The sequence below is a fragment of the Natronospira bacteriovora genome (assembly GCF_030848495.1).
GTDB lineage: Bacteria > Pseudomonadota > Gammaproteobacteria > Natronospirales > Natronospiraceae > Natronospira > Natronospira bacteriovora.
In genome coordinates, this window is the sequence record NZ_JAVDDT010000004.1 from 1 (window position 1) to 24597 (window position 24597).

Below are 24597 nucleotides of genomic sequence, written 5' to 3' on the forward strand. Positions count from 1 at the left end.
CAGATCCCCCGCACCAACGATCCCCACCAAAAAAAACCCCGGCACAGCCCTGTGCCGGGGTTCACCTGTCAGCGAAAGGTGATTGAGTGCGCGTCCGCCACCTTGCCTGGCGTGCCTCCCTGCAGTGGCCGGCTGATCGTCTTCCTGCGATCGGTCCCTTATGCGACATCCTGTCGCTTTGTCTGCCTGGCCAACGGACGATTAGAGTATGGACGGTTCGATAAACTTTCACAGTCAGTGGAATCCGCGTCCGCCTGTAGGACAATCCCTACAGGCCTGACACGCAGACAAGGGGAAGGCTTGTGATTGCATTGTTGCAGCGGGTAAGCGAAGCCAGTGTGCGAGTAGGGGGGGAGATCGTTGGCGAGATCGGTCCGGGGCTCGTCGCCCTGTGGGCGGTGGAAACGGGCGACACGGAGAAGGAAGCCCGCCGGCTGGTGGAACGAACCCTGGGCTATCGGGTCTTCAATGATGGCGAAGGTCGAATGAACCTCGCCCTGAAAGACACGGGCGGCGGGCTCCTGATGGTGCCGCAGTTCACCCTGGCGGCGGATACCCGCAAGGGCATGCGCCCGAGCTTCACGCCGGCCGCCAGTCCGGCCGATGGGGAGAGGCTGTTCGCCTTTGCCCTGGCCGAAGCGCGGCAACAGCATGGATCGGTCGCCAGCGGACGCTTTGGCGCCGACATGCAGGTCGGACTGATCAATGACGGCCCGGTGACATTCTGGCTCTCCGTCCCGCCCGCAAATGCACGGCCGGACTGACCGCCGGCGCGCTGGGAGCCCGCGGCCTGATCCGGTATGCTTGCTCTTTCAATCTCATCAACAAAGAACCTGACGCCATGACGGCCCGCAAGGCAGACATTCATCGCAAGACCCGCGAAACCGATGTGCGGGTGAAGCTCGATCTGGACGGCAGCGGTGAGCGCCGCTTCGAGACCGGAGTCCCCTTCCTGGAGCACATGCTCGACCAGATTGCCCGCCACGGCATGGTGGATATTGAGGTTCATGCCGAAGGCGATCTGGAAATCGACGCCCACCACACGGTGGAAGACGTGGGCATCACCCTGGGACAGGCACTGGCGGAGGCCTGGGGCGACGGCCGCGGGATTGTCCGTTACGGCCATGCCTATGTGCCACTGGATGAAGCCCTGTCGCGGGTGGTGGTGGATCTTTCCGGTCGCCCGGGCCTGGAGTATCGGGTGGACTACCCGCGGGCACGCATCGGCGATTTCGATGTGGATCTGATCCGAGAATTCTTCCAGGGCCTGGTCAACCACGCCCGCATCACCCTGCATGTGGACAACCTCGCCGGACGCAACGCCCATCATGTGGCCGAGACTGTCTTCAAGGCCTTTGGTCGTGCCCTGCGCATGGCGGTGGAAAGCGATCCGCGCCTGGGGGATGCCACGCCATCCACCAAGGGGAGCCTGTAGCCGCCGCGACGGATTCCAGCATGAACGAGATTGCGGTCATTGATTACGGCATGGGCAACCTGCATTCCATGGCCAAGGCTCTGGAGACGGTCGCCGATGGCCATCGGGTTCGCATCGTGGACACCCCGGAAGCCATTGAACGGGCCGACCGACTGGTCTTTCCCGGCGTGGGCGCCATGAGTGCCTGCATGCAGGCACTGCGTGAACGCGGCCTGCTGGAGGCCATTCGCCAGGCGGCCAACGACCGCCCTTTCCTCGGTGTCTGCCTGGGCATGCAGGCCCTGTTCGAGCACAGCGAGGAGGGCGGCGCTTCCCAGGGCCTGGGGCTGCTAAAGGGCCGTGTCCGGCGCTTCGAGGCCGAGGCCGAGCTCAAGATTCCGCACATGGGCTGGAACCGGGTATGCGCCACCGCGGAGCATCCCGTGCTGTCCGGCCTTAATGAGGCCTGGTTCTATTTCGTTCACAGCTATTACTGCGAACCGGCCGAGCCTTCGGCCATTGCCGGTGAATGCCGTTATGGCCGCAACTTCTGTGCGGCCGTGAGCCAGGACAAGTTGTTCGCCGTTCAGTTTCATCCGGAGAAAAGCCAGGGCGATGGCCTGCGCCTGCTGCGCAATTTCGTCCACTGGCGACCTTGAGGAGGAAGGAGCATGCTCGTTATTCCGGCAATCGACATTCAGGATGGACGCTGTGTTCGCCTGCGCCAGGGCGACCTTGATGACGCAACGGTGTTCTCGGACAACCCGGCCGAGGTGGCGCGACGCTGGGTGGACGCCGGCGCCGAACGTCTTCATGTCGTGGATCTGGATGGGGCCAAGGCCGGGCGCCCGGTCAACCACAAGACCGTCGCCGACATCGTTCAGGCCTGTGGTGACATTCCGGTTCAGGTGGGGGGCGGCATCCGGGACGAAGACAGTGCCGACGCCTACCTCTCCACCGGGGTGGAGTGGGTCATCATCGGCACCCGGGCGGTGAACACGCCGCACTTCGTCGAAGACCTCTGCGTGGAGTACCCGGGGCGCATCATCGTCGGCCTGGATGCCCGTGACGGCAAGGTGGCCATCGACGCCTGGTCCAAGCTGTCCGAGCACGATGTGCTGGATCTGGCCCAGAAATACGAGAATGACGGGGTCTGCGCCATCATCTTCACCGACATCAGCAAGGACGGCATGATGCAGGGTCCGTCGGTGGAATCCACCCGGGAACTGGCCCAGGCCATCAACATCCCGGTGATTGCCTCCGGCGGTGTCAGCAAGCTCGACGATCTCAAGACGCTGGCCCGTTACCAGGACGAGGGGATTCAGGGCGCCATCGTGGGTCGAGCCATCTATGAAGGCGGCATTGATCTGGCCGAAGCCATCCGGCATTTCCATGGCGACCCGATCCGGGACGCGGATGCCACCTGAGATCATGACTTCCGGCACCCGTTCTGGCCTGGCGAAACGCATCATCCCCTGTCTGGACGTGGACAAGGGGCGCGTGGTCAAGGGCGTGCAGTTCGAGAACATCCGCGATGCCGGTGACCCGGTCGAGATCGCCCGCCGCTATGACGCGGAAGGGGCCGACGAAATCACCTTCCTGGACATCTCCGCCAGCCACGAAGGCCGCCAGACCATGGTGGATGTGGTGGAGCGAGTGGCCGGCCAGGTCTTCATGCCCCTGACCGTGGGCGGCGGGATCCGCGCCTGCGAGGATGTCCGGCGCATGCTGCGGGCCGGGGCGGACAAGGTCGCCATCAATACGGCGGCCGTGCATGACCCGGAGCTGGTGGCGGAAGCGGCCCGTCGCTTCGGCCGCCAGTGCATCGTGGTTGCCATCGATGCCAAGCGGGTCAGTGGCAATGACGACGCACCACGCTGGGAGATCTTCACACACGGCGGACGCAAGCCCACCGGCCTGGATGCCATTGAGTGGGCGGCCCGAATGGCCGAGCTGGGGGCCGGCGAACTGCTGGTGACCAGCATGGATCGGGACGGTACCCGCCAGGGCTTCGACCTTGCACTGACCCGCGCCATCAGTGAGCGGGTGTCCGTGCCCATCATCGCCTCCGGCGGCGTGGGCAATCTCGATCATCTGATTGCCGGCCTGCGTGACGGTGGAGCCGATGCCGTTCTGGCCGCCAGCATTTTCCACTTCGGCGAGTACAGCATCGAACAGGCCCGCGAGGCCCTGATTGCCGCCGGCCTGCCCATGCGCCCGCTCGCGGGAGCCCACCATGAGTGAAGCGGGTGACAGGGAGATGGCCTGGCTGGATGCGGTGGCTTTCGATGAGAACGGCCTGGTGGCCGCCATTGCACAGGATGCCGACAGTGGCGATGTGCTGATGCTGGCCTGGATGAATCGTGCCGCCTTGGCGGAAACGGCACGCCTGGGCGAGGCCGTCTATTTTTCCCGCTCCCGCCAGCGCCTGTGGCACAAGGGCGAGCGCTCCGGACATGTTCAGAAGGTGGAGTCCATTCGCCTGGATTGCGATGGTGATGCCGTGCTGCTGTCCATCCGGCAGCACGGGGGCATCGCCTGTCACACCGGGCGTCGGCGCTGCCTTTTCCGGCAGCTGGTGAACGGGCAGTGGCAGACCACCGACCCTGTTCTCAAGAACCCGGGTGATATTTATGGGCAATGAAACGGCGGAATCCCTGCTGGCGGCACTTGACCGGGTCATTCGCGAACGTCGAAACGCGGATCCGGCACATTCCTACGTGGCGTCCCTGCTGCAGGACGGCCCGGCCCGCATCAGCCGCAAGCTGGGCGAGGAGGCCGTGGAAGCGGTGATCGCCGGCATCAGCGAGGACGATGAAGCCCTGGCGGCTGAACTGGCCGATCTCTGGTTCCACAGCCTGGTACTGCTGGCCAGTCGTGGCCTCGACTCCACGGCGGTCACGTCGGTGCTGGAACAACGCTTTGGCCTCTCCGGCCTGGAAGAAAAACGCCGTCGCGAAAACTGATCCAGGACAAGTCGGTACCTGAGCGGTGTCAGCTACAATAGCCATCATTCGTTGAGTCCGGCAGGACGCGACCCGCGCCCCGGAAACAAGAGCAATCAGCAGGAGTAGGACATCATGGGCATCGGCGGCATCGGTATCTGGCAGCTATTGATCATCCTGGCCATCGTTATCCTTCTGTTCGGCACCAAGCGGCTGCGCAATATCGGCCAGGATCTTGGCAATGCGGTTCGGGGCTTTCGCTCTGCCGTGAAAGACGGCGATCAGCAAGAGCCGGAAGAAGAGGAAACCTCCGAGCGCCTGAACCAGAAGGACGGCAGCGAGGATGCCGACTTCGGCAAGGATCGTCAGAACGACGAACACAAGTCCTGACGGCCATGGGCATCTGGGAAATCCTGCTCATCGCCCTGGTCATCCTGGTGGTGGCCGGTCCGGAACGGTTGCCGGTGATCATGCGCAGCATCGGCAGCTGGGTGGGGCGCGGTCGCGCCACCCTGCAGGGCATTCAGGCCGAGCTGGAACGCGAGGGCGAGGAACTGCGGCGAGGCGTGAACACGGATCAGGACGGAAAGGATGCCGAGGGCAGGGAGAAGGAGCGTGACTGATCAGCAGACGCCCCTGATCGATCACCTCACCGAGCTGCGCAACCGCCTTCTGCGCATGATCGCGGCGGTGCTGCTGGCCTTCGTGGCCATTGCCCCATTTGCCCGCACGCTGTTCACCTGGCTGTCGGAGCCACTGGCCCGCCACCTGCCGGCGGAAAGCAGCCTGATTGCCACCCAGGTCGCCTCGCCCTTCCTGACCCCCTTCAAGATGGCGCTGGTGGCCGCCATATTCCTGGTCATCCCCTATCTGCTTTACCAGGTCTGGGCCTTCATCGCGCCGGGCCTGTATCAGCGCGAGAAGCGGCTGGTGCTGCCGCTGATGGTGGCCAGCAGCCTGCTCTTCTATCTGGGCGCCGCCTTCGCCTGGTTCGTGGTGCTGCCGCTGGTGTTCGGCTTTTTCGTCGCCGTGGCCCCGGAAGGGGTGGCGGTGATGACCGACATCCACCATTACCTGAATTTCGTTCTCAGCCTGTTCCTGGCCTTCGGCCTGGCCTTTCAGGTTCCGGTGGCAACCGTGCTGATCGTTCGCGCGGGCCTGACCACACCGGCGGCCATGAAGACCAAACGCCCCTATGTGCTGGTGGGTGTATTCATCGTGGGCATGCTGCTGACACCGCCGGACGTCATCTCCCAGACGCTGCTGGCCCTGCCGGTATACGCCCTGTTCGAACTGGGGCTGGTCATGGCCTACTGGCTGGTGCCGGGCATTCGCGAAGTGGAGGCCCAACGCGGCGAGCGTTGATCAGGGCAGCCCTGCACAGGGGTTTCCCGGGCCATGGACACAAAAAAGCGGGACACCCGCTCGGATGTCCCGCTGTTGTCGGATCCAGGCTTGATCCCGATACCCGGCTCAGGGCTCACTGGGCTGCATCTGCACCCGCGTCGTGGACAGGCGCGGATCCAGGCGCCACAGGGCATCATCGAGATCCATGGCCCCGGTCCGGTAGATGTCCTCGCGGGTATAGACCCTGAGTCCCGAGGAACCGGCACCCACACGGCCGCGCACACTCAGGCGGTTCACGTCGCGGCTGATCCGACTGCCGGTAATGGTGATTTTCCCGTTGTCGGTGGCAAAGGCGGCCACCGCATCGCCGCTCGGGCGATCCTGCCGGGCGTCACTGGCAAGAGCCGTGCCGGCGGCAAGGAACAGGGTCACCGCGCCGGCCGTGGCAAGTGTTTTCAAATCCCTGATATTCATGGCATTCACCTCCAGATACGAGGCCTCCCAACAGCAAGCCGGACATTCCCGGGCATTCATTGAGTATAGACTTCTCGCAGGCCATGCGGTTCCAGCCGCATCCGACCTGCCGGCAGAATTGAACTTTGCCCATGGCGGGCAGTCCAGGGAGGCTCGGATTGCCCCGAGCTTTGCCCTTATCCATCACCGGAGTGTCCCCATGGCCAGCGACTGGAAAATACGCCTGGGCCTGATCGCCAGCTTTGTGCTGATCTGCCTGATCTGGGGCTCCACCTTCATGGCCATCCGCATCGGGGTTCAGGATCTGCCGCCCTGGCTCATGGCCGGCACCCGTTTTCTGCTGGCCGGTGGCCTGCTCGCAGCGGTGGCCTTCCTGGCCGGCCAGCGACCCGGTACCCGTTCGGACTGGGTCACGGCCACCGTCATGGCGATTCTGATGGTGGCGGTGGGCAACGGCTTCGTCACCTGGGCCGAGCAATGGGTGCCATCCAACAAGGCCGCCCTGCTGATCACCACCGGCGCCATGTGGATCACCCTCTTCGGTGCCATTGGCGCCAAGGGGCACCGGATTACCCTGCGAATCGGTACCGGCCTGGTGGTGGGCTTCAGCGGGGCGATCATGATGCTGGCACCCGAGAACGGCCTGGATACCGGCTATCTGTGGGCGCAGATCGTGATCCTCATTTCCTCCGTCGGCTGGGCCATTGGCACCACCTATCGGCGCAATGTACGAGTGAGTACCGGCCCACTGATGTTCGCGGCCATGCAGATGGGGCTGGGGGGCCTTCTGCTGACCGTGGTGGGCCTGCTCAATGGAGAATGGGGGCAGTGGCAATGGACCCTGCCGGGAACCCTGGCCTGGCTGTATCTGACGATCTTTGGCTCCTGCATTGCCTACGCCTTCTATGTCTGGTTGATCGACCGCACCACCCCGGCCCGCCTCGGTGCCACGGCCTACATCGTCCCGGCCATTGCCACCGTCATGGGCTGGCTGTTTCTGGGCGAGGCACTGGAAGGCATCCAGTTCATCGGTGTCTTCGTGATCATCCTGGGCGTCGTACTGGTGACGGCACCGGCCAGCCGCCGACGGGGCCGCGCGGCCGAAACCGCCATTGACGATGACGGCATGAAACGACCCTGACGACGTTCCCGCCACCCTGTTATGCTGACAGCCATGCTGGATCGTCTGCTCACCATGCTGGAGAAAGGTCAGGACAACGCCATGCTGCGTTTCAGCCTGGGGCAGGAGTATGCCCGCCGCGACCGTCACGAGGAAGCAGCCCGCCACTTCGCCGAAGCGGTACGACAGCAGCCGGATTATTCCGCTGCCTGGAAGGGGTATGGCAAGGCCCTGGCGAACCAGGGCGCGCTCGTGGAGTCAGCCGAGGTCTACCGCCGGGGCATCGCGGTGGCGGAAGAGAAAGGGGACAAGCAGGCTGCCCGGGAGATGCAGGTCTTTCTCAAGCGAATCGAAAAGAACCTTTCCTGAACCATTCAACAAGCACCATTTCGCCGGAACCTTGACCATGCATAACGACAACTTTGAATCCATCACGGAACGCCAGCGCAGTCGGCAGCGCAATGACAGCAGTCTGACCCGCGAGTCCTGGAAGATCTTTCAGATCATGGCCGAGTTCGTCGAGGGCTTCGAAAAGCTTTCCCGCATTCGCCCCTCGGTCAGCATCTTCGGCTCGGCACGCACACCGGAGGATCACCCCTATTACAAGCTCGCCGAGGACATTGCCCTGAGCTTGTCCGATGCCGGCTTCTCGGTGGTGACCGGCGGTGGCCCGGGCATCATGGGCGCGGCGAACAAGGGCGCCTTCAAGGGCCGGGCACCCTCCATCGGGCTCAATATCGACCTGCCCCAGGAGCAGGCGCCGAACCCGGATCAGGACATCGAACTCCATTTCCGGCATTTCTTCACCCGCAAGGTGATGTTCGTGAAATACGCCTCGGCCTACGTGGTGCTGCCCGGGGGCTTCGGCACCCTGGACGAGCTGGCGGAAATTCTGACCCTGGTTCAGACCGGCAAGACACGACGTATCCCCATCGTGCTGGTGGGCCGGGACTTCTGGAGCGGCCTGATCGACTGGTTCCAGGCGCGTCTCGTGGGTGAGGGCATGATCTCGGCCGATGACATGAGTCTCTTCCACGTGGTGGAAACACCGGATGAAGTGATTGACTGCATCTTCGAACACTACAGCACCCGCCGTTTCGAACCCTCGGAATCGGAACGGGAAGTGATGCTGGACCTTTGAGGCCTGGCCGAAGGCAAGGGAGCCGCTGACATGGACTACGAGACCGTTGCCAGCTTCCGCAATAGCCTGGAAGCGGAAGTGGCCAAGGGGCGTCTTGAAGCGGAAGGGATCCCGGTGATTCTGGCCGGCATCGGCCTCGGGCCCCTGACCGGCTTCTTCAACCCGCGCAGCAATGACGTTCGCCTCCAGGTCCCTGCCGAACATCTGGAAGAAGCCCGCACCATTCTGAACACCGATTGGTCAGCGGATGTGGATGCGCAGTGGGACAAGGGTGGGGATTGAGTACTGCCTCGTAATCGCGATCGTAATCGTAATCGGCTCTTTACGCACGGATAAAAAAGCCGACTACGACTACCACTACGATTACTAGGGGCGCGGCTGGAGCCGCGCCCTTTTCACCGCTGCCAGAACGCCGGGGTCAGAATCACCAGCAGGGTAAAGATCTCCAGGCGGCCCAGCAGCATGGCAAAGACCAGCACCCACTTGGACAGGTCATCCAGACCCTGGAAATTGGCCGCCACTTCGCCCAGGCCGGGACCAAGATTGTTCATGGCCGCCGCCACGGCGGAGAAGGCGGTGACCTGATCCAGGCCATTGGCTATGAGGGTCAGCATCATGACGACGAAAAGGGCAACATAGACCGAGAAAAATGCCCAGACCGAATCGAGCACGCGCTGGGGAATGATGCGACGCCCAAGCTTGGCCGGAATCTCGGCATTGGGATGCACCAAGCGCTGGATCTCTCGAGCCCCCTGGCTGGCCAGCAGGCGCATGCGGATGACCTTGATCCCCCCTGCGGTGGAAGCGGCACAGGCACCGATGAAGCTTGAGAAAGTCAGAAGCACCGGCAGGAAACCGGGCCAGGCCTGGTAGTCCGCCGAGGTAAAGCCAGTGGTCGTCGAAATGGAGACGGCCTGAAAGGCACCCTTGATCAGAGCCTCCAGGCCGGAATCATAGACCCGTGTGAACAGAAGATAGGCGACTACCCCGGTGATGAGGAGGGTCTGGATCACGGCATAGGTTCGAAACTCCGGATCCTGAAAATAGTGCCCGACCATCCGCCTGCGCACGGTGAGGAAGTGCAGGGCGAAGTTGACCCCGGCGACAAGCATGAACACCACGGCGATCATCTCGATGGCATGGCTGTTGAAATGCCCGAGGCTGGCGTCATAGGTGGAAAAGCCACCGATGGCGAGGGTGGAATAGGCATGCCCGATGGCATCGAACGGTCGCATGCCGGCCAGCCAGTAGGACAGGGCACAGGCAGCGGTCAGGCCAAGATAGATGTACCAGAGGCCCTTGGCGGTTTCCGCGATACGCGGGGTAATGCGGGTTTCCTTCATGGGGCCGGTGATCTCGGCCCGAAACAGCTGCATGCCACCCACACCCAGCATGGGCAGAACGGCAATGGCCAGCACGATGATGCCCATGCCGCCCAGCCACTGCAGCTGCTGACGGTAATAGAGTATGGATTCGGGCATGGTGTCCAGGCCCGTCAGAATCGTGGAGCCCGTGGTGGTGAGACCGGAGACGGACTCAAAGGCGGCATCGGTAAACGAAATGTCCGGGTTTTCCGACAGCATCAGGGGCACGGCACCGGCCAGACCCAGTACCGTCCAGAAACCGGCGACAATGACAAAACCGTCCCTGGCGCGCATGTCACGATATTCCCGCCGGGCCGGCAGCCAGATGAGCAGACCCAGGCTGGCCACGATGAGAAAGCCGGCAATGAAGGCGAAGGCGCTTCCGTCGTCGTAGTACCAGGAGACACCGATGGGCGGAAGCATGGACAGGCTGAATGCCATCAACAGCAGGCCCAGCACTCGCTGAATCACCTTCAGATGCATGACTCTGCCCCTCCCTGCCCCGTGTGGCTGAAGCGTGGGCTGCCTGTCACGGTGAAGCCGTGGCCGTTCATATGAAGGTCACATCGACCTGGAACAGACGTTCAACGGCCGGCACATACTTGCGATCCACCAGGAAGAGAATCACGTGATCCTCGGGCTCGATGACGATATCCCGATGCCCCATGATCACATCCTTGTCCCGCACGATGGCACCGATAGTGGTACCCGGCGGCAGGGCGATATCTTCAATGGCCTTGCCCACCACTTCCGAGGTATCAGGATCACCATGGGCCACCGCCTCGATGGCCTCGGCGGCACCTCGACGCAGGGAATGAACGGCCACCACATCACCGCGTCGGATGTGCGTCAGCAATGACCCAATGGTGATCTGCTGGGGCGAAATGGCGATATCGATGGCCCCGCTCTGGACCAGATCCACATAGGAGGGGCGATTGATCAGCGCCATGGTTTTCTTTGCGCCCAGGTGCTTGGCCAGCATGGACGACAGGATGTTGGCTTCCTCGGCATTGGTCACGCCACAGAAGACATCCACATGCTCGATGTTTTCATCTCGAAACAGCTCTTCATCGGCGGCATCTCCGTGCAGCACGATGGTCTTGTCGAGGCGCTCGGACAGCTGCCGGGCTCGATCCTTGTCCCGCTCGATCAGCTTGACGTTATGGGTTTCTTCAAGGGCCGCCGCCAGTCGTTCACCGATGTTGCCGCCACCGGCAATGATGACCCGTCGGGCAGGCCGATCCAGCTTTCGGAGTTCCGAAATGACCTGACGAATATCCTCGCGAGCGGCAATGAAGAAGACCTCGTCGTCCGCCTCGATGACGGTATCCCCCTCCGGAATGATGGGCTCGCCACGACGGTAGATGGCCGCCACCCGGGCATCCAGGTTGGGCAGATGGTCGCGGATGTTGCGCAGCTCATTGCCCACCAGTGGGCCACCGTAATAGGCGCGCACGGCCACCAGCCGAACCCGTCCATCGGCGAAGTCCAGCACCTGCAGCGCCCCCGGATACTGGATGAGTCGGCGGATGTAGTCCATCACCAGCTTTTCCGGGCTGATGACCACATCCACCGGCATGGCTTCCTGGACGAACAGGGCTTCAGCCTGGATGTATTCGGTGGCGCGGATGCGGGCGATCTTGGTGGGGGTGTGATAGAGGGTGTAGGCCACCTGGCAGGCGACCATATTGGTCTCGTCACTGTCGGTGACGGCCACGATCATCTCGGCGTCATCGGCCCCGGCACGGGCGAGCACATCCGGATAGGAGGCCATGCCACGCACGGTCCGGATATCCAGCCGGTCCTGCATTTCCTGCAGGCGCTCGGCGTCGATGTCCACCACCGTGACTTCGTTGGCCTCTTCACGGGCCAGATGCTGAGCCACTGTGGACCCCACCTGCCCGGCCCCAAGAATGAGAATCTTCATGCGGTTGCAGATTACGCCCGCCGACCTCCGGGCGCAACAGCTGCGGGGAAAAGCGCCGCGAAATGGACGCTAAATGAACGCGAAATTAAACCTTTTTTTGGCCACAGATGGACACAGATGAACGCGGATGTGGGCCGTGCCAGGTGAGCCGCCGTGCGGCTTCGGCGGGGCCGTGCCAGAGGATGGCACGGCCCTTTTGATTGGCACCGTCTGTGGGAGCGGCGTCCGCCGCGATGACAATCTCCCGGTTGGCACGCCATCCTCTATGGCCGCGCCTACAGGGGGTTCCAACAACCGGGCGTGCCAACCGAAAAATTGAAATCGCGGCTGAAAGCCGCTCCCACAGGTGGCTGTCAGCACCTCCGGTGCCAAACCTTATCTTGTGTCCATTTCGTGTTCATCTCGTGGTCAATCCCTTTCATGCCGTCAACAGCCACGGCCCCTCCGAGGCCGCACGGCACCCCACCCGGCACGGCCCAAATCTCGCGTCCATTTAGCGTGCATTTCGCGGCCAAATGTTTTTCAGGTTTTATCTCGTGTGCATTTCGTGTCCATTTCGTGGTCCCACCCACTCAAGACAGCGACTCGAGCTTGGCATAAGCCAGCACCAGCCACTTGCTGCCCACGCCTTCGAAATTGACCTGGACCCGCGCCTGGGGGCCGTCGCCTTCCCGGTTGAGAACGATGCCCTCACCAAAGGCGGCGTGGTGGACGCGGCTGCCCAGGGTGATCCCGTCCACCGGGGCCTGAGCCAGGCCACCGCCGGTCAAGGTGGCGGGGCGACTGACCTGTACCCGCGGGCGAACTTCATGCAGACAGTCGGCGGGAATCTCGGCCAGAAAGCGGGAAGGAACGCCATAGGTCTCGCTGCCGTGCAGGCGCCGGCTTTCAGCATAGCTGAGATACAGATGGCGCATGGCTCGCGTCATGCCCACGTAACACAGACGCCGCTCCTCCTGGATGCCATCCGGGTCCTGGATGGAGCGCTGGTGGGGAAAGAGCCCGTCCTCCAGGCCGGTAAGAAATACCAGTGGGAACTCCAGGCCCTTGGCGGAATGCAGTGTCATCAGTTGAACACATTCCTCCCAGGCGTCGGATTGACCTTCTCCCGCCTCAAGCGCCGCGTGAGACAGGAAGGAGGCAAGCGGTGGCAATTCGTCTTCGAGGGGATCCGGTTCGTAAGCCTGGGCGGCGGACACCAGTTCGTCCAGGTTTTCCAGCCGGGCATCGGCCTTTTCGCCCTTTTCCTTGCCGTAATGTTCATACAGGCCGGACACCTGAATGACGTGATCCACCTGTTCATGCAGGTCAAGATCCGCACTGTCTTCGGCCATGCGATTGATCAGATCGATGAAACGGGTCAGGGCACTGCCGGCCCGTGCCGAGATCCGGCCACTGTTGACCAGTTCACCGGCCGCTTTCCAGAGACTGCTGCCGTCGGCCCGGGCCTGGGCACGCACCTGCTCCACGGTTCGCTGCCCCACGCCCCGGGTGGGCACGTTGACCACCCGTTCAAAGGAGGGATCGTCGTCGCGATTGGCCATCAGCCGCAGATAGGCCAGGGCATCCTTGATCTCCTGGCGCTCGAAGAAGCGCAGACCGCCATAGACCCGGTAGGGAATGGCTTCGGCCATGAGCAGTTCCTCGAACACCCGGGACTGGGCGTTGGAACGATACAGGATGGCAATGTCGGAACGCGCCCCGCCGTCGCGCAGGTACTGACGCAGGGATTCGACCACATACTGTGCTTCATCCCTTTCGTTGTAGGCCGCATAGAGGGTGACCGGCTCTCCCTCCTCGCCGTCGGTCCAGAGATTCTTGCCCAGACGATCATTGTTATGGGTGATCAGGGCATTGGCGGCGCGCAGGATGGTGCCGGTGGAGCGATAGTTCTGCTCCAGACGAACCACCCGGTGCTCCGGGTGTTCGTTCTGGAAGCGCTGGAGATTTTCCACCTTCGCGCCACGCCAGCCATAGATGGACTGGTCATCGTCACCGACGATGAAGGGGCAGCCATCCTTGCCGGCAATCAGTCGAATCCAGGCGTACTGGATGGCATTGGTATCCTGGAACTCATCCACCAGCACATGCCGGAAGCGCTGCTGATAGTGGCGCAGTATGGATTCGTTATCACGCAGCAATTCGTGGGCACGCAGCAGCAGTTCCGCGAAATCCACCACACCGGCCCGTTCGCAGGCCTCCTCGTAGGCATGATAGACGCGGATGAACTGGCGCTGGACCGGATCATCATTGTCCGCCACATGGCGTGCCCGCAGGCCCTCGTCCTTGCGTGCGTTGATGAACCACTGGATCTGGCGCGGCGGCCAGCGCCCGTCGTCCATTTCCATGGCCCGCAGCAGCCGCTTGATCATGCGGTGCTGATCTTCCGCATCCAGAATCTGAAAACCCTCGCGCAGACCGGCCTCCCGACAGTGCAGACGCAAAAGCCGATGAGCGAGGCCATGGAAGGTGCCCACCCACATGCTGCCGGCCGGGCCACCAATCAGCTGCTCGATGCGACCACGCATCTCGCCGGCGGCCTTGTTGGTGAAAGTCACGGCCATGATGCCGAAGGGGGTGACTCCCTCCACCTGCATCAGCCAGGCGATACGATGAACCAGCACCCGGGTCTTGCCGCTGCCGGCACCGGCCAGTACCAGCATGGGCACGGCCGGGGCGGTTACGGCCTCACGCTGGGCATCGTTGAGCGGGTCGAGAATTGCGGTCACGTCATCCATGGCTCAATTCTACCAGCCGCCGTACAGTCGAGGCAGGCAGGTCGCTTGTCCACGGCTCCGGGTGCTGCCATTATTGGGATGTTTTTCCACGGCATGATCCATCGAGTGCCGGCCCGGCGAAGGATGCACCGACAGGAAGCCGGTGTGTCACCCGTACTCGTCAACTGCCTCGGCCCAGGGAAGCGGGGGGCAGCCAGAGACCTTCCATGCTGATCCAGACCCTGCACTGGCTCGTGATTGCAAGCAGCGGCCTCTGCCCCGGCGGCGAGCCGTTGAGCCTGCCAAAGGAGGGCCGGGCGCCCGTGACGCGGGAGCAGCAACTGGCCCTCGCTGATCCCGGGCAGGAATGGCAGGCCGCGCGTCTGGTTCGGGATAAGGATTGCGACGATCTCAGACCGGCACGGGCATTTACCCGGAGAGGGCAACGTCACTGGATCGCACTGGATGCCTCCGCACTGGCGGAACCGGACATTCTCCTTAGCGGCTGGGGATTGCACGTTCCCGCGATGGGCTTTCGTGAACTCTGCGTGCACTGGCCGCTGGTCGGGGAGGGCTGGCATAGACAATGCGCTGGCAACAATCGGGAAGCCGGCGCAGATGCTGTCAGGCATCAACACCGTATCTTTCTGGCACCAGAGGGGATGAGTGCTGACAGGAACGTGCTGATCAGCGCCCAATCACCCTTCTTTGCGCTGCCGCCAATCGAAATCGCTTCCGCTTCGGAATTACTTTCGGCTCACGGCCGTTCCGGCCTGTTCACCGGCGCCGCCTATGGCATCCTGCTGTCCATCGTGATCTACGGCCTGCTCCTGCTGGGCACCACCCGCAATCTCAGCCTGCTTTATTTTTCCGGCTATTTCGGCCTGTTCGCCCTGGCCCTTTTTCTGGCCGAAGGCCTGCACCTGGCCTGGTTCGGCATCGGCACGGTCATCGGCGGCACACACCTGGCCTTCGCCCTGCTCGGTGTCGCCCTGCTGGCGGGCACCCTCTTTCTTGGACACTTTCTGCGCAGCCGCCACAATGATCCATGGCAGCACCTTCTGCTCTGGGTCATCGGCATTGTCGGGCCGGGCCTGATGTGGCTGGCCGCTCTGCGTCTGGACTGGACACAATGGGCCAGCGAAACCGGAGCCCTGGTCTTCGCCTTCGGTGGACTCGCGGCCACGGCGAAAGGCGTGCTGCATGGACGCCGCAATGCCGGCCCGCTGCTGATCGGCTTTGTGATCCTTTCCCTTGCCCTGGTCATCAACAGCCTGGTGCGTCTCGGCTGGCTGCCGTCGCCAGGGATGAACAGCATTGATATTCTCAAGTCCGCCCTGCTGCTCGGGGGCATGACCATCGGCCTGGCCGCCGAGAGGGAGTTTTCCAACCTGCGACGCCAACGGGATCGGGCCTCGCTGCTGGCCGAAACCCATCAACGCATTGCCCTGTACCGTGTGGATTACGACGGCGTAACGGGACTGCCCAATCGCCGGCGTTTCTTCAAGCTGGTCAGCGAACGGGTGGCCAATGTGGTCGAGGGACAGGGTGTCGGGGTCATACGCATCGAGTTCACGGATTTTCGTCGCCTGCGACACCTGCACGGCCAGGAGGTGGCGGAAGACCTGCTACGACAACTGGTGGCGCGCCTGCAGCGGTTCGAGAACAGCGGCCGGGTGCTCGGGCGAACGGAAACCGACGAGTTCAGTCTGTTGTTGCCACTCCCCGGCACCGAAAGTGCGGCGGAGTCGATTCTCGATGCCCTGGCCGGTGATATTCACGCGGCCGTCAGCGAGGGACTGACGGTGGGCTCGGAAGAGATTCGCGTGCAGTGCGTCATGGGTGGCAGTCATTATCCCCTGCAGGCCAACAGCGGGGAGCAGCTACTGGTACAGGCGGAAGCGGGACTGTTCGAATCCCGGGAAGCCGAGCACGGGGCATTTCATCTTTTCGGGAGAAACGACGGGCCCGGCTTTCGGGAGCGGTGGTCCATGGGGCGGCGGCTCACGGCCGCCATGGAAGCAGAGGAAATCCGGGTTCATTATCAGCCCATCGTGGATCTGGCTGGCGGTGGCATTCGTCAGCTGGAAGCGCTGGCGCGATGGACCGACCCGGAGTTCGGCGAGATTTCCCCCGGCATCTTCATCCCCGTGGCGGAGAACCTGGGCATCATCGAGACTCTGAGCAGGCAACTGGTACGACAGGCCTGTCGCGATTTCGCCCGCTGGCAGGCGCTGGGCATTCTCGGTGCAACGAAGCTTTCACTGAACCTCTCCCCCCTGCAGCTGCGCGACCCGCACTTCGAGGACTGGCTGTTGGACACCATTGCCGAACACGGCCTGACCGCGCGGCAAGTCTCTCTGGAGATCACCGAGAACACCCTGGTGGAGAATCTGGCCACGGCCCGCGATCGCCTGCAGCGTCTTGCCGACCAGGGCATGGGCATCAGCGTGGACGATTTCGGGGTGGGCTATTCCTCACTCAGCTACATTCGGGAGCTGCCCATTGATACACTCAAGATTGACCGCAGTTTCATGGGGCGTCTGTCCCATTCCGAGGCCGAGCGGGAGATCCTGCGCAGTCTGCTGACCATGGCCCGTCGTCTGCGCCTGTCCGTGGTGGCCGAGGGCATCGAGTACGAGAACCAGGCTGCCTTTCTCCGGCGCCATGGCTGCCCACTGGGGCAGGGTTTCCTGTTCAGCCGGCCGCAGTCGGCCGAGGCAATAGCGGTTCAACTGCGCCGCAAACCAGGGTTGTAGGGAAGCACTGATCCATCGGCGCTTCCCTGAACGCAATCCCCCTTGCCGGGAATGGCAGGGGATTGAGCAGACGTTTCTTATCGCCATCATTGAGCCGGGAGGCTGACATGTTTTCGCGAACTGGATGGGTACTCGTATTGGTTTGCGCCCTGATCGCCCTGACTGCCTGCAACAGCGACGACGCCGTTGACGCCCCGGATTTCGTGACCGAACTGCGTCTCGAAACAGCGGACGGAACCCCCACGGACCGGTTTGATGAGGGCGATGATGCCGTGGTGGTGCTGCTGGTACGAAACCGCAGCTGGACCGATCAGACACTGACCTTCAACAACGCGCGCACGAATGATTTCGTGGTCCTCGACGCAAGCGGCAATGCCGTCCGTGTCTGGTCCACAACCCGCCTCTTCGCCGCGGCCATGACCGAAGTAACCATCGCCGCCAACAGCACCCGACGCTTCGAAATGGACTGGCCCGGTCTGGATGACGACAACCGCTCGCCGCTGCCCGAAGGGGAGTATGAAATCCAGGGCTGGCTACCCACCCTGGGTGAAGATGGCATTGATGATCTGTCACCGGGGCCCCTGCGTTCGACCCTGGTGCCGTTCACCATCGGTGACGATCGCTAGTACAAAGAGCAAGGACAGGCCCCGGCCGAGCCCGCCAACAAAAAAGGGGCACCTTCCAGAAGGTGCCCCTTTTTCCACTTCGGGCCGGCCGCTCAGGCACTCGGACCCAGCACCACGGCATTGAGGAAGAGGCGATCAACCCCGCGCCAGTAACCGCGGAAGTTGATGTCCTCCGGGAAGGCGATCACGCGACCACTGCCGGCACGTTCCTCCCAGGCGAACACGCCACCGGGAAGGCGCTCGATGCTTTCCTCCCAGGCATGACCGGCGACCGGGCCCTGAGCGTAGCGGAGCACGGCGTTGCGCCCGGTGGACGGTGGTTGATCCGGAGCACGGAAGATACGTGAGGAGTTCACCAGTACCTTGGGCGCGGCGGTGTAACCCCCCGCAAGCCAGTGGCGCGCGTCCATCTCGGTGGCAAAGAAGGCGCCCGGCACACTGATGCGGTGGGCGGGGGCTTCGCCCTCCTCATGGGCCCAGTCGTCCTCCAGGGAAATCAGCTCCAGGTGCTCACGGGCGAAATCCACCGAGTTGCCGATCACCACCAGGTTGCCGCCGTCACGCACCCAGCGCTTGAGACGCTCCATGCCTTCCTCACCGATGCGCTCGGCCAGGGCGGAGGCATTGAAGGTGTCACTGAGGATCAGGGTGCTGAAGGATTCCAGGCGTGTCCCTCCCAGGGATTCCAACCGTAGCACCGTGGTGTCCAGGCCGTAGGTCTGATCCAGCGTGTGCCAGGCCCAGCCAAAGGAATAGGCATGCATGGGATGCTCGGCCAGCAGGCCGATGCGACCAGCGGCCAGGGCAAAGGTGTCGGCCCCGCCCAGGGCCGGCAGATCACCGCCGGTGGTCCGGCCTCCGTCCACGGGGACGACGCGCAGATCATAATCCTTGACCAGGCCGGCCAGGGCCGTTTCCAGGCCTTCCTTCTGGCCCCCGCGGCGGACGATGATCGTGCCGCTGGCCAGGGATTCGCCGCCGGCTTCGAAGGCACGGGGGCTCACGGACACGCGATAGCCCTGATTGCGCAGCTGAAAGGCGGCGGCCACGGCGGCGGTCTGGCGGCCATCGATCAGCCAGGCGTAGGCCGCGTCAGGCAGCTCGACACCCATGACCGGCCGGGCTTCCTGGGGCACCAGGGGCAGGCTGGCGCCGCTGCTGCTGGCGTAGGCCGGCAGATCGAAGAGCAGCGGCAGGGACCAGGCCGTGATGTCGTAGAAACGCGGGTTCTCGCCCCGGTCGATACGCTCGCGGGCCTGGGCCAGAAAGTCCTCGGGCACCGGCGTTTCCGGCTCCAGCAGGGCGCGGATGAGACGGTTGCGCGGCTGTGCCGCCTCGATCACGAAACTGCCGGCCGGGATCTCGCGGCTACCCACCCGTTCACCCAGGCGATCACTGAGCCCGCGCAGGCGAACCGACTCCTCGAGACGGTGCACTTCAATGCCATTGCGTAGCAGCATAGCCACTGTCTCGGCCAGAATCCCGGGGTCACCTTCCGGCGTCAGGATGTAGCGGCGGGTACCGCTGCGGCCATCATGGATGGCGGCTTCATGGGCCGAGTGATAATCCCGCAGCAGGCGTTCCCGCTCCCGGCTGGACAGGGCCACCGCGGCACGGGCGGCCACGTATTGCTGATGCAGTGCCTGCTCCAGGGTACGCACGGAGCCGTCACTCAGTTCCAGCGCCAGACCCCGGGTGGAACCCTGTTCGTAGAGCATGCCCACCGCGCCCTGGTAGCTGCCCCAGGAGGTGGTGTAGGCCGGGTAGAAGTAGTTGAAGATATCGCGCTTGGTGTATTCGATGCCTTCGGCATCAAAGGCATCGGCGTAGGCGGCACCGAAATCCTCGAACCAGTCCCAGGCGAAGTCCGGGAAGAAGGGATTGCGGGGCTGGGTGGGCGGGTCGAAGTAGAACTCCGTGTCATGACCCATCTCATGGGCATCCACCACCACCTGGGGCCGCCAGGCCTGGATCAGGGGCATGCGCGCCCGCGTCTCCGGGTGGGTGTGGGCGAACCAGTCACGGTTGATGTCGAAAAAGTAATGGCTGGTGCGAAAACCAAGGGCGTCCCAGCCGGTGAAATCATTGGACCAGTCCTTCTGCGAAGGGTTGGGAGCACGGCCGATGCGGCGATGGTTGAACATGGCAAAGGCGTCGCGGCCGTCGGGGTTCAGCGTCGGGTCGATGATCACCACGGTGTTCATGAGCCACTCGCTCACCTCGTCGCTGTCGCTGGTAACCAGCTCTTCCATCAGCTTGAGCAGGCCATCGGTGCCGGACAGCTCGAAGCCGTGAATCGAACCGCCCAGCCACAGCACCGCCGGCTGGTTCTCGATCCGGGCTTCGCCCCGCCGCGGATCCCCCAGGCGCTGGGCCGTTTCCCGGATCTCGTCCAGGCGGGCGTGGTTGTCCGGGTGGGTGATGATGGCGGCAATCAGGGGACGGCGCTCATAGCTTTCCCCCTGGTGCACCAGGCTGATGCGGTCACTTTCCCCGGCCAGGGTCTCCATGTAACGCCGGGCGTCGTAACTCGTTGCAATACGCTCTCCCAGGGAATAACCGATGACGGCTTCATAGCTCAGCTCCTCGGCCTTGAGCGGACTCATGAGTGCCATGATCCCCAGGGCCAGAACCGTGGTACGCACAGACTGCAGCATGGAAGACTCCTTGTTCGGGAAGGATTTCCTTCGTTTCTTCGTGGCGGGATTTTATGACTTGACCTATTTGCCGACCAGCATCCTGCCCGATGGTTCCCAATGTGAAGAACCATAAAAAAAGGGCACCCGACGGGTGCCCTTTCACTTTCTCTCGGCAGACCGGAATCAACCGGTCTGGCGCATTTCCTTGCGCGGGCCGTTTTCCAGCGCCTCACGGGTGGCTTCCACCAGCAGGTCCACTTCCTCGGAGGTCATGGCGAAGTGGGGGGTGAAGCGCAGGGAGTTCTCGCCCCCGTGAATCACGCCCAGGCCCTGGGTGCGCATATACTCCTCGGTGCTGTTGGCGCCGTAACACTTGTATTCCCCGGCATCCAGCTCGCAGGAGAACAGCAGGCCGGTGCCCTGGACCTTGGTGATCTTGCCACCCAGTTCCTGCATCAGCCCACTCAGCTTGGCCACGCATTCTTCACCGCGCTTGCGGATGTTCTCGCGCAGCTCATCGGTGATGGATTCCAGCACCGCCACGCCCACATCCATGGCCCGCGGGTTGGCGGTCATGGTGTTGCCGTAGATGCCCTTGCGATACAGGCTGGCGGCGCGATCGTTCATGGCCAGCACGGACAGGGGATACTGACCGGCATTGAGGGCCTTGGAATAGCTCTCCATGTCCGGGGCGTCCAGCTGCTCGAAGCCGGGGTAATCGACGATGGACAGGCAGCCGGTGGCACGCAGGCCGGCCTGGATGCTGTCCACCAGCAACAGGGTGCCGTGCTCGCGGGTCAGGTCGCGGGCGGCCTGATAGAACTCAGGCGTGATGCCCATGCCCGGATTGCCCTCGCCCATCACCGGCTCGATGAAAAGACCCTCGATGAAGACGCCATCCGCCTCGGCCTGGGCAAACTTGGCCTTGAGGTCGTCCACATTGTTGACTTCCACGGTGACCAGATCGTCCTTGCGGTCACGGAAGCTGGCCAGGTGCTTGGCGTAGGTGCCGCGGCTGGAATCGGAGAACTGGGCCGGGCGATCAGTGCGGCCGTGGAAGCCGCCACGCAGGGCCATGCGACGGATGGGCTTGCCGGCATGACTTCCGCCCTCGTCAGTGGCCAGCTTGGCGTTCACGTCGGCAATGCGGGCGGCCACGGTGACCGCCTCGGAACCGGAGTTCATGCACAGGAAGCGATCAAAGGGGCAGTCGCCGGAGCGGGCATGACCGATCTCGCGGCGCAGGGCCTCGATCAGGCGCAGCTGGCTGAAGCTGGCGGTCATGATGTTGGCCATCACATGGGGCCGGTTCATGGCCTCGAGCACCTTCTGCGGGCCGTGGCCCATGCCCAGCATGCCGTAGCCGCCATTGTCGTGCAGCACGGCACCCTTGCTGGTGACGATCCAGGGCCCGCGGGCAGCCAGGGCCACATAGGGGTTGAGGGCATCGTCCGGGTAGAAGTTGACGAAATCCTTCTGGATGGCCTCGATGATGGCCTCTTCGTCCTGCGCCAGCAGCTCACCGTGGCTCTGAGCCAGTTCACGGAAGGCCACCACGGCCTCGTTCACGGCCTGGCCCAGCAGCGGGTCGCGCTCGGCGAAACGGCTGATGACCTCATCACTCAAACCGGCGGTGCGAACGGCGCCACCCACGGCGCGGATTTCATTCAGTTGCTCGAGTACCGTCATGTTCCGGCCTCTCTGTCGTTAGGGAACCGGCACGGCCACGTCCCGTTTGCCTGCCTGCGTTCCGTGACCCCAAAAACAAACACCGGACGGAGCATTCGAACGACTGGATCACGACCCGCTCGGGGCAATGTCCCTCGCCCGGCTTCCGCCCGGTTGCTGTAGACTGCAGCTTGTTCAGCTGAATTGCGAAGACCGGCTAGATTACCCGAAAAACCGCCCTTATGTCCAGTTCCTGCCCCCTCTGCCAGGCCCCCTCCATCCAGCGCTTCTGTCTGGATTTCCGCCGTGGCTGGGGCTACTGGCGCTGCCGCCACTGCCGCCTGAGCTGGCGCGACGCGGCCCAGCGTCCGACGCCGACACGGGAACGCCAGGAGTACGAACAGCATCAGAACGACCCCGAGGACCCAGGCTATCAGCGCTTCCTGTCCCGCCTTAGCGAGCCCCTGCTGGCGCGACTGCCCGAACCCGCCGAGGGCCTGGACTACGGCGCCGGCCCCGGCCCGGCCATGCCCGGCCTGCTGGCCAGCGGCGGACACCGCCTGGCCCTGTACGACCCCTTCTTTCATCCCGACCCGACGGTGCTGCAAGGCCAATACGACTTCATCGTCTGCAGCGAGACGGCCGAGCATTTCCACCACCCCCGGCAGGAATTCGACCGCCTGCACGGCCTGCTGCGCCCCGGCGGGCTGCTGGCCCTGATGACCGGCCGCCTGGACGAGGATGCCCGCTTCGCCCGCTGGCGTTACCGGCATGATCCGACCCATGTCTGTTTCTATCGCCAGGAGACCCTTGAGTGGATCGGAGATCATTATGGCTATGAGCGGGTCTACGATGAGGGGGATGTGACGCTGTCCGTGAAGACGTGAATGTTTTTCTCGTTGTCGTTGTCGTTGTCGTAATCGGCTTTTAATCAATCCACGAGCTACGAGCAAAACCAGAAAAGCCGGCACGGCAAGGTTTTCGTCTTTTAGGTCGCTGCTCGTGGCTCGCCGCTCGTTGCTGCTTTTGAAAAGCCGATTACGACAACGACAACGACAACGACAACGACAACGATGAAAAGGATAAACTGAGAGACATGGTGCATCGATTACTCCCACTCATTCTGATGATAGCCCTGCTGGCCGTGGTCGGCTGCAGCCGTGACCCCGCGGATCCAGAGCAGCAGGTGCGGGCGGTGATTGCGGCGGCGGAGGAGGCGGCCGAGGATCGCTCCACGCGACGGCTGATGCGTCATGTCTCGGAGAATTATCGTGACCAATCCGGGCGCGATCATGAGGCGCTTCGGGACCTGGTTCGCCTCTATCTGCTGCGACATCAGAATCCGCGCATTCTCACTCGCATTCGTTCCATCGAATTCGTCACCAGCGTGCGGGCCGAGGTCCGGCTGCTGGCCGGCATGGCGGATACCGGCATGGGCCGGCTGCAGGCCGATGCCTTCGAGATCACACTGACCCTGGACCTGGAAGAGGACGGGGAATGGCGGGTCATCCGCGCCCAGTGGCGCCGGGCCGGACGGGATGCCGAGTTTTGACCTTTGTCAGCGCTGAAGGTCTGGAGCCGCGGTGGCAGGATCCGGAATGCCGGATTCTGCCGGTGTGTGAAGAGCGCGTCTTCCTGCTTTGCCGGGAGCCAAGCGAACAGGCGCCACGACTGCTGGCGCCCCGGCGCCACGAAGCCGGCGAGCTGCTGTCCCATGCGGATACACCGGTGTGGGTGGGTGAACTGGAAGGCCAGCCCTGTTTTGCGGTGCGCCTGCACCGCTTCTCGCCCCGGCAACGAATCCCCGGCGGGGACTTCACGGAACTGCGCTCGGTGGCCGGTTTCCTCAGCGACGCGGAGTGGCAGTTGCTGGCACGAGCCAAGGCCCTGGTGCATTGGCACGACAGCCATGGTTTCTGCGCGCGCTGCGGCCATCCGACCCGGCGCGAGGCGGCCGGGCTCTCCCGCTGTTGCGAGAATCCGGCCTGCGCGACACGGCATTTCCCCCGCACCGATCCGGCTGTGATCGTCCGCGTGTGCCATCGGGACAGGCTGCTGCTGGCCCGGCAACCCAGCTGGCCGGAGAAGCGCCGTTCGGTCCTTGCCGGCTTCGTCTCGCCCGGTGAGACGGCGGAGCAGGCGGCCATCCGCGAGATTCACGAGGAAGCGGGCCTGGACATCGATGCCGACAGCCTGCGTTATTTCGAATCCCAGCCCTGGCCCTTCCCGGGCTCGCTCATGCTGGCCTACACCGCCGAAACCCGGGATGAAACCATCCGTTGCCTGGACGGAGAGCTGCGCGAGGCCGCCTGGTGGACACGCGATGCCCTGCGCGACGCGGTCCGCAACGGAGACATCCAGCTTCCCACCCATCGCTCGGTCGCCCGCAGCCTGATCGAGGACTGGCTCGCTGCCAGACCCTAGCGGCCCCTCTGGTAGACTCCTCAGCTTGCGTC

The 24597-nt window shown here is 63.4% G+C and carries 25 protein-coding genes; 19 read left to right on the top strand and 6 right to left on the bottom strand.

Going from position 1 to position 24597, the window contains the following annotated elements:
• Window positions 1–302: 302 nt before the first annotated feature.
• From dtd to tatC, 10 genes are all read left to right on the top strand, one after another.
• Window positions 303–764, top strand: a complete 462-nt coding sequence (dtd, locus tag RBH19_RS07265; RefSeq protein WP_306728168.1) for a D-aminoacyl-tRNA deacylase — start codon at window positions 303–305, stop codon at window positions 762–764.
• Window positions 765–841: 77 nt separating this feature from the next.
• Window positions 842–1435 carry an imidazoleglycerol-phosphate dehydratase HisB gene (hisB, locus tag RBH19_RS07270; RefSeq protein WP_306728169.1) on the top strand — a complete coding sequence of 198 codons (594 nt, stop codon included), beginning with the start codon at window positions 842–844 and terminating at the stop codon, window positions 1433–1435.
• Between the two features lie 20 nt (window positions 1436–1455).
• Window positions 1456–2073 carry an imidazole glycerol phosphate synthase subunit HisH gene (gene hisH, locus RBH19_RS07275; RefSeq protein ID WP_306728170.1) on the top strand — a complete coding sequence of 206 codons (618 nt, stop codon included), beginning with the start codon at window positions 1456–1458 and terminating at the stop codon, window positions 2071–2073.
• A gap of 12 nt (window positions 2074–2085) precedes the next feature.
• The gene (gene hisA, locus RBH19_RS07280; RefSeq protein WP_306728171.1) at window positions 2086–2841 is read left to right on the top strand and encodes a 1-(5-phosphoribosyl)-5-[(5-phosphoribosylamino)methylideneamino]imidazole-4-carboxamide isomerase; all 756 of its coding nucleotides are present in this window, start codon (window positions 2086–2088) and stop codon (window positions 2839–2841) included.
• 4 nt (window positions 2842–2845) lie between these two features.
• Window positions 2846–3658, top strand: a complete 813-nt coding sequence (gene hisF, locus RBH19_RS07285) for an imidazole glycerol phosphate synthase subunit HisF (RefSeq protein WP_306728172.1) — start codon at window positions 2846–2848, stop codon at window positions 3656–3658.
• Between the two features lie 16 nt (window positions 3659–3674).
• On the top strand, window positions 3675–4058 hold the full coding sequence (hisI, locus tag RBH19_RS07290) for a phosphoribosyl-AMP cyclohydrolase (protein ID WP_306728421.1): 384 nt from the start codon (window positions 3675–3677) through the stop codon (window positions 4056–4058).
• Window positions 4048–4380 carry a phosphoribosyl-ATP diphosphatase gene (locus RBH19_RS07295; protein ID WP_306728173.1) on the top strand — a complete coding sequence of 111 codons (333 nt, stop codon included), beginning with the start codon at window positions 4048–4050 and terminating at the stop codon, window positions 4378–4380. The genes hisI and RBH19_RS07295 overlap by 11 nt, the downstream gene beginning before the upstream one ends.
• A 114-nt stretch (window positions 4381–4494) precedes the next feature.
• Window positions 4495–4749, top strand: coding sequence for a twin-arginine translocase TatA/TatE family subunit (gene tatA, locus RBH19_RS07300; protein WP_306728174.1), 255 nt, complete (start codon window positions 4495–4497; stop codon window positions 4747–4749).
• Window positions 4750–4754: 5 nt separating this feature from the next.
• Window positions 4755–4982 (top strand): Sec-independent protein translocase subunit TatA/TatB, encoded by a 228-nt coding sequence (locus RBH19_RS07305; protein WP_306728175.1) that lies wholly within the window; start codon window positions 4755–4757, stop codon window positions 4980–4982.
• Entirely contained in the window at window positions 4975–5724 is a 750-nt protein-coding gene (gene tatC, locus RBH19_RS07310; protein WP_445353968.1) for a twin-arginine translocase subunit TatC, read from the top strand. The genes RBH19_RS07305 and tatC overlap by 8 nt, the downstream gene beginning before the upstream one ends.
• Before the next feature lie 108 nt (window positions 5725–5832).
• Here tatC and RBH19_RS07315 read toward each other — a convergent pair whose 3' ends face one another.
• Entirely contained in the window at window positions 5833–6180 is a 348-nt protein-coding gene (locus tag RBH19_RS07315; RefSeq protein ID WP_306728176.1) for a hypothetical protein, read from the bottom strand.
• Window positions 6181–6379: 199 nt separating this feature from the next.
• Between RBH19_RS07315 and RBH19_RS07320 the strand changes: the two genes are divergently transcribed.
• The 4 genes from RBH19_RS07320 (at window position 6380) to RBH19_RS07335 (ending at window position 8723) form a co-directional block, all read left to right on the top strand.
• A complete protein-coding gene (locus RBH19_RS07320) occupies window positions 6380–7321 on the top strand; it encodes an EamA family transporter (RefSeq protein WP_306728177.1) in 942 nt (313 codons plus the stop codon).
• A gap of 33 nt (window positions 7322–7354) precedes the next feature.
• On the top strand, window positions 7355–7669 hold the full coding sequence (locus RBH19_RS07325) for a tetratricopeptide repeat protein (RefSeq protein ID WP_306728178.1): 315 nt from the start codon (window positions 7355–7357) through the stop codon (window positions 7667–7669).
• Between the two features lie 61 nt (window positions 7670–7730).
• Window positions 7731–8441 carry an LOG family protein gene (locus RBH19_RS07330; RefSeq protein ID WP_374728966.1) on the top strand — a complete coding sequence of 237 codons (711 nt, stop codon included), beginning with the start codon at window positions 7731–7733 and terminating at the stop codon, window positions 8439–8441.
• Window positions 8442–8471: 30 nt separating this feature from the next.
• Window positions 8472–8723, top strand: coding sequence for a putative signal transducing protein (locus RBH19_RS07335; RefSeq protein ID WP_306728180.1), 252 nt, complete (start codon window positions 8472–8474; stop codon window positions 8721–8723).
• Between the two features lie 113 nt (window positions 8724–8836).
• On the opposite strand, the gene RBH19_RS07340 is transcribed toward RBH19_RS07335, so the two are convergent.
• From RBH19_RS07340 to uvrD, 3 genes are all read right to left on the bottom strand, one after another.
• Window positions 8837–10288 (bottom strand): TrkH family potassium uptake protein, encoded by a 1452-nt coding sequence (locus RBH19_RS07340; RefSeq protein WP_306728181.1) that lies wholly within the window; start codon window positions 10286–10288, stop codon window positions 8837–8839.
• Window positions 10289–10355: 67 nt separating this feature from the next.
• Window positions 10356–11732 carry a Trk system potassium transporter TrkA gene (gene trkA, locus RBH19_RS07345; RefSeq protein WP_306728182.1) on the bottom strand — a complete coding sequence of 459 codons (1377 nt, stop codon included), beginning with the start codon at window positions 11730–11732 and terminating at the stop codon, window positions 10356–10358.
• A gap of 572 nt (window positions 11733–12304) precedes the next feature.
• Complete coding sequence (gene uvrD, locus RBH19_RS07350; RefSeq protein ID WP_306728183.1) at window positions 12305–14470, bottom strand: DNA helicase II; 2166 nt, start codon at window positions 14468–14470, stop codon at window positions 12305–12307.
• 206 nt (window positions 14471–14676) lie between these two features.
• Between uvrD and RBH19_RS07355 the strand changes: the two genes are divergently transcribed.
• Complete coding sequence (locus RBH19_RS07355) at window positions 14677–17208, top strand: putative bifunctional diguanylate cyclase/phosphodiesterase (protein ID WP_306728184.1); 2532 nt, start codon at window positions 14677–14679, stop codon at window positions 17206–17208.
• 107 nt (window positions 17209–17315) lie between these two features.
• Window positions 17316–17834, top strand: a complete 519-nt coding sequence (locus tag RBH19_RS07360; RefSeq protein WP_306728185.1) for a BsuPI-related putative proteinase inhibitor — start codon at window positions 17316–17318, stop codon at window positions 17832–17834.
• Between the two features lie 92 nt (window positions 17835–17926).
• Here RBH19_RS07360 and RBH19_RS07365 read toward each other — a convergent pair whose 3' ends face one another.
• Window positions 17927–20491, bottom strand: coding sequence for a M14 family zinc carboxypeptidase (locus tag RBH19_RS07365; RefSeq protein ID WP_306728186.1), 2565 nt, complete (start codon window positions 20489–20491; stop codon window positions 17927–17929).
• Window positions 20492–20656: 165 nt separating this feature from the next.
• A complete protein-coding gene (locus RBH19_RS07370; RefSeq protein WP_306728187.1) occupies window positions 20657–22162 on the bottom strand; it encodes an aminotransferase class III-fold pyridoxal phosphate-dependent enzyme in 1506 nt (501 codons plus the stop codon).
• 221 nt (window positions 22163–22383) lie between these two features.
• Here RBH19_RS07370 and RBH19_RS07375 point away from each other — a divergent pair, with 221 nt between their 5' ends.
• The 3 genes from RBH19_RS07375 to nudC all read left to right on the top strand — a co-directional run bounded on the left by RBH19_RS07375 (window position 22384) and on the right by nudC (window position 24565).
• A complete protein-coding gene (locus RBH19_RS07375; RefSeq protein WP_306728188.1) occupies window positions 22384–23028 on the top strand; it encodes a class I SAM-dependent methyltransferase in 645 nt (214 codons plus the stop codon).
• A 209-nt stretch (window positions 23029–23237) separates the two neighbouring features.
• Window positions 23238–23693 carry a hypothetical protein gene (locus tag RBH19_RS07380; RefSeq protein ID WP_306728189.1) on the top strand — a complete coding sequence of 152 codons (456 nt, stop codon included), beginning with the start codon at window positions 23238–23240 and terminating at the stop codon, window positions 23691–23693.
• Complete coding sequence (gene nudC / locus RBH19_RS07385) at window positions 23690–24565, top strand: NAD(+) diphosphatase (RefSeq protein ID WP_306728190.1); 876 nt, start codon at window positions 23690–23692, stop codon at window positions 24563–24565. Before RBH19_RS07380 ends, nudC begins: the two co-directional genes overlap by 4 nt.
• The last annotated feature ends 32 nt before the right edge of the window (window positions 24566–24597 follow it).

Bases quoted from the DNA above. Each gene is read 5' to 3' on its own strand.
- hisB (WP_306728169.1), top strand. From the start codon at position 842: ATGACGGCCCGCAAGGCAGACATTCATCGCAAGACCCGCGAAACCGAT.
- hisH (WP_306728170.1), top strand. From the start codon at position 1,456: ATGAACGAGATTGCGGTCATTGATTACGGCATGGGCAACCTGCATTCC.
- hisA (WP_306728171.1), top strand. From the start codon at position 2,086: ATGCTCGTTATTCCGGCAATCGACATTCAGGATGGACGCTGTGTTCGC.
- hisF (WP_306728172.1), top strand. From the start codon at position 2,846: ATGACTTCCGGCACCCGTTCTGGCCTGGCGAAACGCATCATCCCCTGT.
- hisI (WP_306728421.1), top strand. From the start codon at position 3,675: ATGGCCTGGCTGGATGCGGTGGCTTTCGATGAGAACGGCCTGGTGGCC.
- RBH19_RS07295 (WP_306728173.1), top strand. From the start codon at position 4,048: ATGGGCAATGAAACGGCGGAATCCCTGCTGGCGGCACTTGACCGGGTC.
- tatA (WP_306728174.1), top strand. From the start codon at position 4,495: ATGGGCATCGGCGGCATCGGTATCTGGCAGCTATTGATCATCCTGGCC.
- RBH19_RS07305 (WP_306728175.1), top strand. From the start codon at position 4,755: ATGGGCATCTGGGAAATCCTGCTCATCGCCCTGGTCATCCTGGTGGTG.
- RBH19_RS07315 (WP_306728176.1), bottom strand. From the start codon at position 6,180: ATGAATATCAGGGATTTGAAAACACTTGCCACGGCCGGCGCGGTGACC.
- RBH19_RS07320 (WP_306728177.1), top strand. From the start codon at position 6,380: ATGGCCAGCGACTGGAAAATACGCCTGGGCCTGATCGCCAGCTTTGTG.
- RBH19_RS07325 (WP_306728178.1), top strand. From the start codon at position 7,355: ATGCTGGATCGTCTGCTCACCATGCTGGAGAAAGGTCAGGACAACGCC.
- RBH19_RS07335 (WP_306728180.1), top strand. From the start codon at position 8,472: ATGGACTACGAGACCGTTGCCAGCTTCCGCAATAGCCTGGAAGCGGAA.
- RBH19_RS07340 (WP_306728181.1), bottom strand. From the start codon at position 10,288: ATGCATCTGAAGGTGATTCAGCGAGTGCTGGGCCTGCTGTTGATGGCA.
- trkA (WP_306728182.1), bottom strand. From the start codon at position 11,732: ATGAAGATTCTCATTCTTGGGGCCGGGCAGGTGGGGTCCACAGTGGCT.
- uvrD (WP_306728183.1), bottom strand. From the start codon at position 14,470: ATGGATGACGTGACCGCAATTCTCGACCCGCTCAACGATGCCCAGCGT.
- RBH19_RS07355 (WP_306728184.1), top strand. From the start codon at position 14,677: ATGCTGATCCAGACCCTGCACTGGCTCGTGATTGCAAGCAGCGGCCTC.
- RBH19_RS07360 (WP_306728185.1), top strand. From the start codon at position 17,316: ATGTTTTCGCGAACTGGATGGGTACTCGTATTGGTTTGCGCCCTGATC.
- RBH19_RS07365 (WP_306728186.1), bottom strand. From the start codon at position 20,491: ATGCTGCAGTCTGTGCGTACCACGGTTCTGGCCCTGGGGATCATGGCA.
- RBH19_RS07370 (WP_306728187.1), bottom strand. From the start codon at position 22,162: ATGACGGTACTCGAGCAACTGAATGAAATCCGCGCCGTGGGTGGCGCC.
- RBH19_RS07375 (WP_306728188.1), top strand. From the start codon at position 22,384: ATGTCCAGTTCCTGCCCCCTCTGCCAGGCCCCCTCCATCCAGCGCTTC.
- RBH19_RS07380 (WP_306728189.1), top strand. From the start codon at position 23,238: ATGGTGCATCGATTACTCCCACTCATTCTGATGATAGCCCTGCTGGCC.